Raw genomic sequence first — 12,904 nt, 5'->3', positions numbered from 1 at the left:
CGTCACGTTTCCGACACAGGAAGCAATCCCGCAGGTCGCGCCCACGAAGGCACGGCGCGAACACATGTCACTCGGTCACGGTGCGAGGTTCGGCCGTACAGTCGATCCCCTGTCCTCCCACGTGGTCGAAGGCACGCGCGCAGCGACGGCTGGGGACACCGCGAGACGCACATCAGCGGCCGGCCTCTCGGGCGGTGCCGCAGGGCCACGCGCGCACCGACCGCGCCTGATCAGCGGATCTGTGCGCGCACCGGTCCGGTGGGGACGTCGGGTGCGGCGCACAAGGAGCGTGGGAGTGCCGGGCACCGTTGGGTGGTGCGACGCCGGCTGCGGCGGCCGAGTGGGCGGTACCACCACTCGTTGCCCACCTGCGGCTTTTTCCCTGACCTGCGGAGTCGGCGCGGGTGGCGTCGGCTAGCCGGAGAAGGGGTCCTCAAGTGCCGGGACGCACGGGGACAGCAACGGTTCCGTGTGCTCCGTGACCGTGCCCCGAACGAGCCTGAACACGCGGAACTCGTTCTCGTGCCCTTGGTCTTCGTCGTCGCGGACGTGCAGCAGCCCGTAGGAACCGGGGGCGAGCGCCGCCACCTCTTGGAACAGCCCCACCACATCGGGTGGCGAGCGGTGGTTGGAATGGCCTCCGAGGTGGATGAACGGCTCGCCGTTCATCCACCTCAGGTCGAGGAGATAGGGGCTGGCCATGCGGGTGACGCGCAGCCGGAGTTCATCGACGATCCGCCGAAGCCGGGCATCGTCCTCGTCGTCGGTCGCTGACTCCCTGACCGTGACCCAGCCGTGGTACTCGAACACGCCACGATCCTAACGGCCGGGGCGGGGACGCGGGTTCGGGCCGTCGGGCCCCTACGGGACGAGTCCGAGCAGGAGTTCGCTCAGTTCCGCCGGCATGGTGATCACGCAGTCGTGTCCGGTCGGGAGGTGCCACAACAGACCCACTGGCGTGGGGAGTTCGGCGGGTGGCGGAACACGCCGGCCGCTCTCCGACCGCACGGCCAGGCCGATCGGCCGCCGGTACCACGTCGACGGCGGTCTCAGCGTGCTCCGGCAGACGACCAGCCCGGCGTAGCCATGTCCCACGAGGACCACCTCACTCAGGTCCTCCGCCCGGGGCTCAGGAGCTGCCGTGCAGCGGGCCGATCCGGTGCAGGATCCCGTCGTGTTCTCCGCCGGGGAACCACGAGGCGTGAAACAGAGGCTCCCTGTGGGTGTGCGCGCCGTACCACCGCGCGAGCTGCTCGCAGGCCTCGGTGCCGGCCGTGTTCCCGGGTGGGACCGCGGCCTCGACGAAGCGCGCCCCTTTGGCGACCTCCCGCTCCGCGGCGGCCCGGAGGAGATGGGTACCGAGGGCCGGGGCGCCGTGGTGCGGGCCGGCTTCGGTGTGCAGGACGAAGTAGGTGTCCAGTGCGTCCGGACGCCTGTATCCGATGAGGAAGCCGAGCACGTCCCGGCCCGTGGCCGCGACGAGTGAGGTGTCGGCGAAGTCCCGGAACCAGCGCGCGTAGTAGTGCGGGCCGGGGGAGTCGGAGCGGGGCGTCTTCCGGGCCAGCCGCCAGGCCGGCAGCGCGTCCCGTGGCGTGGGGGCGCGGTAGGCGACGAGGCCGCGCGTGCCGGTGACACGGGCCATGGATCAGGGGGCTTCCGCGTCGATGTCCAGCTCGACCTGGTCCACGAAGACACGTGTCTCCGTCTCGGGGTCGGCGTCCAGGGGGAGGTCGACGACCACGGATGCCGAGCGTCCGCTCGAGTCGTTCAGGTCTCCGAGCACGGCACCGCGCGACAGGCCGACCATGATCGAGGCACATCGCGCCGGAGCGTCCGCGTCGGTCGCGGACACGGTCGGCCAGTAGCCGTCGTCCGCGGTCCACGACACCGTCTGCGCGGCGGACCGCACATCCGCGAGCCGGCCCGCACGGTGGTCGACGAAGCGCTGCACGGCTCGCCGGGTGGGTTCCGGGTACCGCGGCTCGATGCCGAGCGCGAGGTCGACCATGGCCGGTTCGATGGGCCGGCCGGTGGCGAGGTGCCACAGCATGGTGATCGCGTCACCGGGCAGCCGCGCGGCGATCTCCATCAGCACCGGCCGGCCCTCGCTGAGCCGGAACTCGGCGTGGGTGATGCCGCTGCCGAACCGCAGAGTCTTCAGGATGGCGGTGTTCGCCGCGATGAGGGCTTCCGCGTCGGACGACGGGATCCTCGCGGGGCTGGTGTGCCCGATCTCCGTGAAGTACCGGCTGCCGTCCTCGTTGGTGAGCTTGGCGGTGACACCGCTCCAGACCACCTCGCCGTGGTGGACCAGGGCCTCGACCGAGAACTCCGGTCCGGTGACGAGTTCTTCCACCAGGATCGTCTCGTCCGGCTCGTAGGCGGCCAGGGCGGCCCGCAGCTCCGCGTCGTCCGCGACCTTGACGACACCCGAGCTGAACATCCGGCCCGCCGGCTTGACGACACACGGGTATACCTCGGACCTCGCGGTGTCCCGCGCGTGCGGCGCGAAGGCGCGCCACGCCGGCCCGTGGTCGCCCAGGACCACGCGCTGCATGACCTTGTCCCGGCACACCCGTGCCGCCCAGGAGCCGGGGCCCGGCAGGCCCAGGGCCTCCGCCAGCGCGCCCGCCGGGTCGACGAACACCTCGCCACTGCAGAGCACGCCGCGCACGTCGAAATCGGTGATCCAGTCCTGCACGGAAGCCCACACACCGTCGACGGCCGGGCTCGGCAGCCGGCGGACGGCCGCGATCCGGGACAGCGGGTGCGTGGGGTCCTCGATGTGCGCGTTCAGACGGGCCAGATCGGTCGTGGGCCCGACGATGACCAGCGGCGTCAGCCCGCGCCCCGCGATGTCGGTGATCAGGCGGTGCTGCCGGGCCAGGGCCGCCAGGTCGCTCATGACGATCAGGGCGGGCGGTCGCTCGGTCTGACGGTTCAACACAGTCCCTCCAGGGGAACGTCGTTCGATGCGGATGTGTGTCACGGCGGCCGGGGTGGGCATGCGGGCGTGACGCGGCGTCCGGTGCGTGCCGGGTGCGCGAGGATGGAGCCGGAAGGCGGGGCTCAGTCGGCCTGGTCGTCGTGGCGCCGGTCCGCCGGGCCGGGGTGTGACACCTCGAGAGCCGGCCCCTGGGACGGTGTTCCGTCCGTCTGTGGTGTGGTCGTCGCTCGCCGGGTCAGCCGGGAGCCGATGCCCCACTGCGCCGCCGCCGCTGCCACGGTGACGACCAGGCAGGCGATCCACAGCGGGGTCGATCCCCAGGTGCCGATCACCCAGCCGCCGAAGAGCGGTGCCACCACCGCCGATCCCGTCCAGGCGACCTGGAACAGTCCTTGGTAGCGGCCGCGCATGTGTTCCGGCGAGACGCGCGCCACCACGGCGAAACTGGTCGGGGTGTTGCCGATCTCGCCCAGGGTCCACACCACGATGGACGCACCGTAGAACCAGGCCGAGTGGCCGAACAGCAGGACCGAGTAGCCCACCCCGATGAGCGCCGACGAACCGGCCAGCGCCCATGACTCGGGAAAGCGCTTGTAGAGCCGGGTGAGCGGCAGCTGCACCGCGGCGATCAGGATTCCGTTGAGCGCGGCGACCTGACCGAACGTGCTCGGCGAGAAGCCGTCCTGGCCCATGGCGATCGGCAGACCGCTCTCGTTCTGCATGAGGATGGTGAGCACCAGGAACTCGGCGGCGACGAACGCCACGAAGGAGCGGTCGCGCAGGACACTCCCGAACCCCTCGCCGCCCGGGGTGCCGGCCGGCGCGGTGACCGGACCTCGTCCCGGGACCCGGGCCGCGATCAGCAGCGCGCCGATCAGGAAGGTGGCGCCGTTGAGCCAGAACAGGGCGGTGTACCCGGTGACGGAGACCAGGCCTACGGAGAGCATCGCCACCGAGTAACCGATGTTGATCGCCCAGAAGTTGAGCGAGTAGGCCCTGGCGTGGTCCTGGGGCGGGATCACCTCGGCGATGAGCGCGTTGTGCGCCGGACGCGTCGCGTTGTTGACCACACCGACCGCGAAGGCCGCCGGCACCAGGGCCGCGGGCGAACGCGTGTAGGCGAGGACGATCATTCCCACGGCGGTGGCGATCTGCGCGCCGACCAGCGTCGGCTTGTGACCGAGGCGATCGGCGAGGATGCCGCCGAACGGCCCGGCCACCAGGGAGCCGAAGCCGATGACCGCCACCACCGTGCCGGCGAACGCGGCGCTGCGGTGCAGCTCATCGGTGATGTAGAACGCCAGCAGAGGCATGACGAAGCCGCAGGCCCGGTTGACCAGTTGCGCGGTCCACAGCCACCAGAAGCCGGACGGCAGGCCGCCGAATGTGGCGACGGCCGATGACCGTGCCCGTGCCAGTGGGCTGAATCGCATGCGTTCCCTCCGTCGTGACGCTGTTGGTTCCCCTCAGGGACATGCGGTTCCCGTGGTGGTGGTGGGGAACGTCGCGGCGCGTTCGTACCGGCGCCGGAAGCCCTCGTGCTGCTCGGTGCACCGGCGCGAGGGGGACACGAGTCGCCGGGTGTGATGTCCCGGGTCCGGCCCGTCCGGCCGCAGTGATCATCAGTGGGCCGGGACGGGCATGTCAAGACCGGTTACCCATCGTCGGGTACTGATTCCGATAGTCGGACGGGCTCTGAGCGACGGAATTCGAAGTTTTACTCTGTCTCTACTGTCGTTTACCGCATCTCCCGCTTGACATGTGCGCGCAGCGCCAGCAAGATCGCTACGTCGGCAGCCGCGACCGGCGATGTCCTGCGAGCGCAACCACGATGACCGTGTCGTCGAAGGGACGCCAGGAACCGCCCGGTCGCCGATGGCGCACCGCGTTCCCCGTTCGGACGATCTCCGGGCTTGCGGAGACGGATGCCGACCGCCTCCGCCCGATCGTCGGGAACGCGGCACCAGCGCGTCCGGCCGGCCTCTACGGCACGACCAGGGCACGGTCATGAGCGGTACGCGCAGTGGACCCCGGCACGTCGTCGGCGGATGGATTCCCCCAGCCCGATCGCCTGAGGCGATGCGCAGGCAGGAGTACGTGTCGTGACAGCAACGGGCTGTGGCCCGAGGACAAGGGGCGATGCCGGATGAACTCACTCACCTACAAGCCGCGTCGGGTCGAGGCGCTGCCACCCGTGGAGGTGTCCGGCCGCGTCCTGAAGGCCTACGCCATGTTCGCGGACGGCCCGGGAACCTGCCCGGACCTCCCGGAACCGGAGTGGCTGCGGCGGCACGCCGCCTCGGTGCTGACCGAGCCCCCGCAGGAGGGGGACCACCCGGTCGGCTTCCTGATCCTGCATCACGGTCTCGAAGGCAGCTATCTGCTGGTGAGCCAGTGGTACGACGCCGACATGCTCAAGCACTGGGTTCGTGGCGCGGTGACCGGTGCCGACGGCGACACGACGTTCGCTCCGCTCGCCCAGCGCGATCTGATCGCCTGCGTCTGGGAGCTGGAGGTCATCAGGTTCGAGCGGGACGCCTGGGTCACCACCGTGATGACCAAGGGCCGGCTCGACAACGACGCCGTCGACGCGTATCTCGGCACGACTTTCTCTGGATGGATATGACCCACGACATCACGGTGCGAACCGTCGAACCGGGCGACCTGGACGCCCTGCTGGAGCTGTGCCGGGAACACGCCGCGTACGAGAACGCGGCCTTCCGTGACAACGGCCAGGTGCGGCGCTGGAGTTCGGCATTCTTCTCGGACCCGCCGGCGCTGTACGGATGGCTCGCCACCGTCGACGGGGAACCGTGCGGCTTCATGACCGCCACCACCGACTTCGCCACGTGGAGCGCCGAGCGGTTCGCCTACATGGACTGCCTCTACCTCCGCGAGCCGTACCGCCGGATGGGTATCGGCCGGCTGTTCCTCGAGCGGTTGCGGGAGTTCTCCGCCGACCAGGGGTGCGGCTGGGCCGAGTGGCAGACGCCACCGGACAACGAACCCGGCATCGGCTTCTACCGGCGTATGGGCGCCGACGCCAGGCCCAAGATCCGCTTCCACTACGACATGGGGGTGTAGGCGTCTCATGACGACGAACTCCGTACCGACGGCCGCCCGCGTCGCGCTGCCGCCGTGGTCGACCGACCCCGCCGACCGGACAGGTCCGGCTCCCGCGCTCGGCGACCTCGTCCGCGCGGCGGCGAGCAACTGGCCCGACCGCCCGGCCCTCCACGACGGACGCCTCGGCCTCACCTTCGCCGAGCTGGAACAGCGGGCCCGGTCGCTCGCCGCGTGGCTGGCCCGGCAGGGCGTGCGCGCCGGTGACCGAGTGGTGGTCCTCGCCGAGAAGTCCGCCCTCATGCCCGTCCTGGCCATCGGGATCTGGAAGTGCGGCGCCGTCTACGTCCCGCTCGACGCCACCCAGCCCGCCCCGCGGCTGCGCCGCCTGCTCGACCGGCTGCGGCCCGCTGCCGTGCTCGCGCCGGACGACCGCGAGCCCGCGCTGGACGGTGTCCGCTGGGCGGGTCGCACGCGGGTGGACGAGATCCTGTCGCGACCGGCTCCCGAGTGGCCGACCGTGGCGCACCGGCCCGAGGACACGGCGTACATCATCTTCACGTCGGGGTCCACCGGAGAGCCCAAGGGCGTGCAGATCAGCACCGCCAACCTCGTCGCGTACTTCGGCAACCACAACGAGGTGCTGCGGTTCACGCCCGACTCCCGGGGATTCAGCCTGTCCCCCTTCCACTTCGACGTGTCGATCGAGGACACCCTGCTGCCGCTCTCCCTGGGCGCCTTCGTCTACCAGTTCCGCGGTGTGCACGCCGGTGCCGTCATGCGCGCGGTCATCGCCCGCGAGCGGATCACCCACCTGATCGCGGTGTCCACGCTGCTCACCATGATCACGGAGGGCGGATGCCAGGTCACCAGGGAGAACTTCCCGTGCCTGGAGATGGTGATGACGGGCGCGGAGGTGTGCGACCCCGGCGTCATCAACGTCTGGAAGGACAACCTTCCCGAGGTACGCGTCATCAATGTCTACGGCCCGACCGAGGCGACGATCGTCTGCGTCGCCCACGAGATCGAGCGGACCGAACCGGAACGGGTGAACGCCTACCCCATCGGCCGGCCGTTGCGCGGCGTGGCCGCCCGCATCGTCGAGAACGGCTCCGAGGTCCACGAACCGGACCGCGTCGGCGAGTTGTGGATCGGCGGCGAGCAGGTGATGCTCGGCTACTTCGACCAGCCGGAGGAGACCGCGCGCCGCGTGGTCGAGGTGGACGGCGTCCGCTACTACCGCACGGGCGACCTGTGCAGCTATGACGAGGACGGCGACATCGTCTTCCGCGGCCGTGACGACGACGAGGTGAAGCTGGCGGGCCGCCGGATCCACCTCGGAGAGATCCGGCAGACCGCGCTGAGCTGTCCGGGCGTCGAGCGGGCGGCCGTGGCGCTGGTGCCCAGCCACGGCCACGACGTGATCGCGCTCGTCGTGATGGCGGCGGACCGCTCGGTCATGGCCGACGTGGAGAAGCGGCTCACCGATCTGCTGCCCGCGTACATGCGCCCGGCCCTCCTCGCCTGGTCACCCGAGCTCACGGTGTCCTCGACCGGCAAGACGGACGAGAAGGCGCTGATGCGGCGGCTCGCCGAGGCGGCCGGGAAGGCGAACGCCACCCATTTCGTCTTCACGCCCGCCGGGGACGTCGCACCCATGGACCGGCCCGCGCATGTCTGACCTCCGAGTACCTTCCCTGAACGCCGAGTTCGGCCGCCTGGCCGTCGCCCGCAGACTGGCCGGCGCCCCCGTGTCCACGGACTCACCGGCCCAGGGCCGGATCAACGCGGAGCGCTGGATCTCCCGCTTCGGCAGCGCCCCCGAGCCGTCGGACGGTGCGGCGGTCGAGGCGCGTGACCACTCGGTGATCATCCGGCCGCGGCAGGAGGCGGCGGACAGCCCGTGGGTCATGTACGTCCACGGCGGCGGGATGGTCTACTACTCCACGGCCGTCTTCAGACCCTTCCTGCGCACCCTGGCCGAGGACCTCCGGGCCCCTGTCGAGGCGTTCGACTACCTGAAGGCCCCGGAGCACACCGCCGAGGAGTCGGTGCGGGAACTCGCCGAGCAGGTCGCGGAACGCTGCCGGGACCTGGTGGGACGTCGCCTCGTACTCGCCGGCGACAGCGTCGGGGGCCTCCTCGCGCTCTACCTCGCCCTGCGGGTCCTGCCCGAGGTGTTCTCGCGCGTCGTACTGATCTATCCCGTCCTCGACCTGCACACGGAACGCGACTCCTACCGGCAGTTCGGCGAGGGCCACTTCCTGGACCGGGACAGCATGCGGCTGTTCAAGTCGGTGCTGGCCCCCTTCTGCTCGCAGGCCGGCTTCGACCCGATGGCCCTGCCGCCGGACGACATCGCCCGCCTGCCGGCCTGCTCGGTCGTCACGGCCGGCTGCGACGTGCTCCGGGACGAAGGACTCGCCTGGGTGGAGCGGATGACCGATCGCCGGGCCGACGTACGCCATCGGCACTTCCCGGATCTCCCGCACGACTTCTGCCTGTACGCCGGGAAGCTGACGTCGGCCAGGACCGCCGTGGCGGAGATCGCGCGGACCGCGTTTCCTTCGGACGAGGAGAGTTGAGCGTGACGCACGAACGTGGGGCGGTGCTTCTGCCGCCCTGGGCGGCCGATCCCGCCGACAGGACGGACACACCGCCGGCGCTCGGCGATCTGCTGGTGGCCGCGGCGCACAGGTGGCCGGACCGTACCGCCATCGACGACGGCGCCGACAGCTACACCTTCGCCCAGCTCGAGCGGGGCGCCCGGGCGATCGCGTCCCGCCTGACCCGCCGGGGAGTCGGTGCGGGGGACCGGGTGGTCGTCCTCGCGCGCAAGCGTGCCGTCATGCCCATGGCGGCCGTCGCGGTCTGGAAGTGCGGCGCCGTCTACGTCCCCCTCGACGCGGCGGAGCCGGAGGAACGGCTGCGCGAACTGCTCGGACGGTTGCGCCCGGCGGCCGTGATCACGCTGGACGACCGCGACCCCGGGGTCCCCGGTGCGTACCGGCTCGACGAGGAGCGACTGGCCGGGATGCTGTCGGAACCGGCGTCCGCTCATGCCACCGTCGCGCACCGGCCCGAGGCGGCCGCGTACATCGTCTTCGCCTCCGGTGCGACAGGCGAGCCGCAGGGCGCCGAGATCAGTGTCGCCGGTCTGACGGCCCACTTCGCCGGGCAGAACGAGGTGCTCGGGTTCACCGCCGAGTCCCGGGTGCTGAGTCTGACCTCGTTCCACTTCGACGTGTCGCTCGATGACACCCTGCTCCCGCTGTCGGTGGGCGCCTTCGTCCACCAGTTCCGCGGCCTCGCCGCCGGCGCCGTCATACGGTCGGTGATCGCCCGCCGGCGGATCACGCATCTGATCGCGGTCACGCTGCTGCTGACCCTGATCACCGGTGACGGGAGGCAGATCACCGCGGCGAAACTGCCCAGCCTCGAAGTGGTCATGACGGGGGCACAGGTCTGCGACACGGAGGTGCTGCGCGTGTGGACCCGGGCGCTCCCCGGAGTTCGCATGGTGCACGCGTTCGGCCCGCCCGAGGCGACGATCTTCAGTCTCACTCACGAGATCGGGCCCGAGGACGCGGAGCGCATGACCACGTGTCCCGTCGGCCGGCCGCTGCGCGGCACACAGGTGAAGATCATGCGGGACGGGCTCGAACTGGACCGTCCGGGCGTGCCGGGCGAGCTGTGGGTGGGCGGCGCCCAGGTGATGCGCGGCTACTTCGACCAGCCCGAGGAGACGGCCCGGCTGGTCGTCGACCTGGACGGGACGCGGTACTTCCGGACCGGGGACATCTGCAGCTACGACAGCGACGGCAACGTCGTACTGCACCGGCACGAGGACCGGCGGGTCACCTGGCTGGCCGGCCGTCGCACCCACCTGAACGAGATCACCCGGGCCGCCCGGCGGGTGCCCGGCGTCGAACGGGCCACGGCGGCCGTGGTCCGGCGCGGCGGGCGCGACGTGGTCGCCCTGGCCGTCGTCTCACCGGAGCGACGGGTGATCACCGAGGTGACGGAACGGTTGCGCGGCATCCTGCCCGAGCCTCTGCGGCCGGCCCTGATGGCCTGGTCGCCCGCGGTGTCAGCCGCAGCGGACGCGGAGCCGGACGAGCGGCTGCTGATCCAGCGGCTGACGACGGCGGCCCAGCGGTCCGAGTCCCCCTGTTTCGCACTGTCGGCCGAAGGCGCCGTCGAGACCATTGATGAGGTGGAGTCATGCCGGTAGCGGCAAAGGAAAAGGTGGCCGAATACCTGGAGGAGGCACTGGGCAAGCCGGTGGACCTGTCCCCGCTTCCCGACGACACCGCCCTCAACACCCTGGGCCTGGACTCCCTGCTGGTCATCAACGTCCTGGTCACGCTGTTGGAGGACTGCGGTGTCGACCTGGGCGAGCACGCCGACTCGCTGGTCACGCCGAGCACCCTCGGCGACCTGTACGCCATCGCGGACCGGTTCACGGCAGCCGAGGAGGCACCCGCGGCCGTGAGCGCCGAACCCGGCCGGTACACCGACCAGTTGGCCTACTACCAGGCCAAGCTCGCCTACGAAATGGACTCCGCGGACCTCAAGGCGGCCCTGGAGGACGGCCAGGACCTGGTGGTCGTCGACGGCCGCGGCACCGAGGCATACGAGGCCGAGCACATTCCCGGCGCGATCAGCATCCCGCACCGCTCGATCTCCCGCGAGTCGCTGACCGTCCTCTCCAAGGCGCCGCTGTACGTGGCCTACTGCGACGGCATCGGGTGCAACGCGTCCACCAAGACGGCCATCAAGCTGGCGACCGAGGGCTTCCGGGTCAAGGAGCTGACCGGCGGCCTGGACTGGTGGAAGCGCGACGGCCACCCCACCGAGGGACTGAAGGCCCAGGGCCACGTCCACCGCGCCGACTGCGGGTGCGCCGGCTAGGCGCCGCCGGCACCGCAGACGTCCGTACGCCCTGCGGCCCCGCAGAGAAGCAGCCCGAGCAGAGCCCGAGCAGAGAGAGAGTGGTCGACCCGTGAGCACTCAGAAGTACGACGTGCGGTCGGTGGACGTCGCGGTGGTGGGCGGCAGTCTCGCCGGCTGCGCCACCGCGATCCGCTTCAGCCGGATGGGACACCGGGTCGCGGTCTTCGAGAAGAAGGCCGTGACCGAGGACTCCTACAAGAGGCTGTGCACCCACTTCGTCCAGCCGCACGCGGTGCCGCTCCTGGACGGGCTCGGCCTCGCACACCTGCGCGAACCCGGCTGGTCCGTGGCGACCAAGGCCGTCTTCGTGACCCCGGGAGGCGTGGTCGAGACACCGGGAGGCTACGACCCCGGGCAACCGGACTCGTACGCGCTGAACCTGGAACGCCGGGTGCTGGACCCCGCCGTGCGGGAGGCCGCGCGGAAGCAGGGCGTGCAGTACCTGGAAGGCACCGGCGTGGAGAGCCTGGAGGAGGACGCGTCCGGCTGGACCCTGGACACCCGGGGCGCCGACGGCCCCCGGCGGTACCGGGCCCGGCTGGTGGTCGCCGCGGACGGACGCCGTTCACGGCTGGCCGGCCTGCTCGGCAATCCCACCGAGAGCCGGCCCAACGAGCGCGCGGTGCTCTTCGGCTACTTCACCGGCATCGAGGCCCCGGAGGGAAACCGCTCGGTCTTCGTCATGAACGACCGGGACCTGGCCTGCACCTACCCCCTGGTCGGCGGCCGGACGGAACTCGTCCTCTTCGCGGAGAAGTCGCGGGTCGACAACTGGCGCGGCGAGGAACGCCTCGAGCGGTTCCTGGAGTACTTCGACGGCCTGGAGGCAACCCCGTCCATGGCCGGCGCGGTCCCCGAGTCGCCCCTGCTCGGCTACACCGACTACCCGAGCCAGATCCGCCGGCCGGTCCTGGGCTCCGTACCGTTCGTCGGCGACGCGGCCCTCTCGCTGGACGCCATGAGCGGCGTCGGCTGCGGATTCGCCCTGCAGTCGGCCGATCTGCTGGCGCGCTCGTTCGCCGGCCGGTCACTGGACGAAGCGGGTCTGCGCGCGGGTCTCGCCGACTACCGGGAGAGGTTCGAGAGCACCATCCTTCCGCACGCCGACGGAATCTGCGGCGACTCCCTCGTCGGCAAGGACGAGGCGACACGGCAGCGCATGTTCACCACGATCTGCCGGAGCCCCGAACTGAGCCAGAAGTACCTGGCCCTGACCGGCCGCATGGTGCAGCCGGCCGAATTCCAGCAGGCCTTCATGCGGGGGCTGATGTCACAGCGCGCGGGCGCCGCACGGAAGTAGCCGCCGCCCGGTCCCCGCGGGCACCGGGCCGCCATCACGACACGCCACGAACGAGGGGAGCACGACGACCGATGCCACGCGTCGCGTTCACGACTTTCGCCATCCTGAAGAAGCCGTACGGACATCCCGAGGTCCAGGAGTTCGACGACCGGACGCCGCCGACCTTCGAGCAGGCGGAGCGCAGCCCGGGATTCATCGCCCGGGCGAAGGAGGACCCCGGCCAGAGCCACCTCACCAACTTCGAACGGGACTGGGGGGAGTGGGGCAGGTTCGACGTTCCGCGCTTCTACACGGGCGGCCGGACCGACGAGACCGACAGCCGGGCCTCCACCCTGTCGCTGTGGACCGACCTGGACTCGGTCTTCTCCTTCGTCTACACCGGACTGCACCGCTCCACCCTGAGCAAACGGCACGAGTGGTTCCTGAAGCCCGAGTGGCCCAGCTACGCGGCGTGGTGGGTCTCCGACGACACCATCCCCACCTGGTCGGACGCCTGCGAGCGGCTGGAGCACCTGCACGACCACGGCCCGTCACCCGTCGCCTTCACCTTCCGCCGGCCCTTCACCGCGGACGGCACCCCCACGCGACTGAGCGGCATGGCCGAGCGACGGCCGGCCGGCGTCTGACACCGGATCACC

General features: G+C 70.9%; 13 protein-coding genes. 8 read left to right on the top strand and 5 right to left on the bottom strand.

Annotated elements, in window-relative coordinates:
• Window positions 1-414: 414 nt before the first annotated feature.
• The 5 genes from IE251_RS25010 to IE251_RS24990 form a co-directional block, all read right to left on the bottom strand.
• Entirely contained in the window at window positions 415-810 is a 396-nt protein-coding gene (locus tag IE251_RS25010) for an Imm7 family immunity protein (protein WP_189755249.1), read from the bottom strand.
• 51 nt (window positions 811-861) lie between these two features.
• Window positions 862-1,095 carry a hypothetical protein gene (locus IE251_RS25005; protein ID WP_189755248.1) on the bottom strand — a complete coding sequence of 78 codons (234 nt, stop codon included), beginning with the start codon at window positions 1,093-1,095 and terminating at the stop codon, window positions 862-864.
• A 34-nt stretch (window positions 1,096-1,129) separates the two neighbouring features.
• On the bottom strand, window positions 1,130-1,642 hold the full coding sequence (locus IE251_RS25000) for a GNAT family N-acetyltransferase (RefSeq protein WP_189755247.1): 513 nt from the start codon (window positions 1,640-1,642) through the stop codon (window positions 1,130-1,132).
• A 3-nt stretch (window positions 1,643-1,645) separates the two neighbouring features.
• On the bottom strand, window positions 1,646-2,944 hold the full coding sequence (locus IE251_RS24995) for an ATP-grasp domain-containing protein (protein WP_189755246.1): 1,299 nt from the start codon (window positions 2,942-2,944) through the stop codon (window positions 1,646-1,648).
• A 125-nt stretch (window positions 2,945-3,069) separates the two neighbouring features.
• The gene (locus IE251_RS24990; RefSeq protein ID WP_189755245.1) at window positions 3,070-4,380 is read right to left on the bottom strand and encodes an MDR family MFS transporter; all 1,311 of its coding nucleotides are present in this window, start codon (window positions 4,378-4,380) and stop codon (window positions 3,070-3,072) included.
• A gap of 713 nt (window positions 4,381-5,093) precedes the next feature.
• Between IE251_RS24990 and IE251_RS24985 the strand changes: the two genes are divergently transcribed.
• The 8 genes from IE251_RS24985 (at window position 5,094) to IE251_RS24950 (ending at window position 12,892) form a co-directional block, all read left to right on the top strand.
• Window positions 5,094-5,573: a hypothetical protein gene (locus IE251_RS24985; RefSeq protein ID WP_189755244.1), complete on the top strand. Its 480-nt coding sequence runs from the start codon at window positions 5,094-5,096 to the stop codon at window positions 5,571-5,573.
• Entirely contained in the window at window positions 5,564-6,031 is a 468-nt protein-coding gene (locus tag IE251_RS24980) for a GNAT family N-acetyltransferase (protein WP_229896919.1), read from the top strand. Before IE251_RS24985 ends, IE251_RS24980 begins: the two co-directional genes overlap by 10 nt.
• A 7-nt stretch (window positions 6,032-6,038) precedes the next feature.
• On the top strand, window positions 6,039-7,691 hold the full coding sequence (locus IE251_RS24975) for an amino acid adenylation domain-containing protein (protein WP_189755243.1): 1,653 nt from the start codon (window positions 6,039-6,041) through the stop codon (window positions 7,689-7,691).
• A complete protein-coding gene (locus IE251_RS24970) occupies window positions 7,684-8,595 on the top strand; it encodes an alpha/beta fold hydrolase (RefSeq protein ID WP_189755242.1) in 912 nt (303 codons plus the stop codon). Before IE251_RS24975 ends, IE251_RS24970 begins: the two co-directional genes overlap by 8 nt.
• 2 nt (window positions 8,596-8,597) lie before the next feature.
• Entirely contained in the window at window positions 8,598-10,244 is a 1,647-nt protein-coding gene (locus IE251_RS24965) for an AMP-binding protein (RefSeq protein ID WP_229896918.1), read from the top strand.
• Window positions 10,235-10,924 carry a rhodanese-like domain-containing protein gene (locus tag IE251_RS24960; RefSeq protein ID WP_189755241.1) on the top strand — a complete coding sequence of 230 codons (690 nt, stop codon included), beginning with the start codon at window positions 10,235-10,237 and terminating at the stop codon, window positions 10,922-10,924. Before IE251_RS24965 ends, IE251_RS24960 begins: the two co-directional genes overlap by 10 nt.
• Window positions 10,925-11,015: 91 nt before the next feature.
• A complete protein-coding gene (locus IE251_RS24955; RefSeq protein WP_189755240.1) occupies window positions 11,016-12,266 on the top strand; it encodes an NAD(P)/FAD-dependent oxidoreductase in 1,251 nt (416 codons plus the stop codon).
• A gap of 71 nt (window positions 12,267-12,337) precedes the next feature.
• Window positions 12,338-12,892, top strand: coding sequence for a DUF3291 domain-containing protein (locus tag IE251_RS24950; RefSeq protein WP_189755239.1), 555 nt, complete (start codon window positions 12,338-12,340; stop codon window positions 12,890-12,892).
• The last annotated feature ends 12 nt before the right edge of the window (window positions 12,893-12,904 follow it).

This window comes from Streptomyces eurythermus, assembly GCF_014649115.1.
GTDB classification, from domain to species: Bacteria; Actinomycetota; Actinomycetes; order Streptomycetales; family Streptomycetaceae; genus Streptomyces; species Streptomyces eurythermus.
This window is presented reverse-complemented; position numbering and strand designations above follow the sequence as displayed.

Excerpts from the sequence above, each read along its gene's own strand:
- IE251_RS25000 (WP_189755247.1), bottom strand. The coding sequence starts at position 1,642 with ATGGCCCGTGTCACCGGCACGCGCGGCCTCGTCGCCTACCGCGCCCCC.
- IE251_RS24990 (WP_189755245.1), bottom strand. The coding sequence starts at position 4,380 with ATGCGATTCAGCCCACTGGCACGGGCACGGTCATCGGCCGTCGCCACA.
- IE251_RS24985 (WP_189755244.1), top strand. The coding sequence starts at position 5,094 with ATGAACTCACTCACCTACAAGCCGCGTCGGGTCGAGGCGCTGCCACCC.
- IE251_RS24980 (WP_229896919.1), top strand. The coding sequence starts at position 5,564 with ATGGATATGACCCACGACATCACGGTGCGAACCGTCGAACCGGGCGAC.
- IE251_RS24975 (WP_189755243.1), top strand. The coding sequence starts at position 6,039 with ATGACGACGAACTCCGTACCGACGGCCGCCCGCGTCGCGCTGCCGCCG.
- IE251_RS24970 (WP_189755242.1), top strand. The coding sequence starts at position 7,684 with ATGTCTGACCTCCGAGTACCTTCCCTGAACGCCGAGTTCGGCCGCCTG.
- IE251_RS24960 (WP_189755241.1), top strand. The coding sequence starts at position 10,235 with ATGCCGGTAGCGGCAAAGGAAAAGGTGGCCGAATACCTGGAGGAGGCA.
- IE251_RS24950 (WP_189755239.1), top strand. The coding sequence starts at position 12,338 with ATGCCACGCGTCGCGTTCACGACTTTCGCCATCCTGAAGAAGCCGTAC.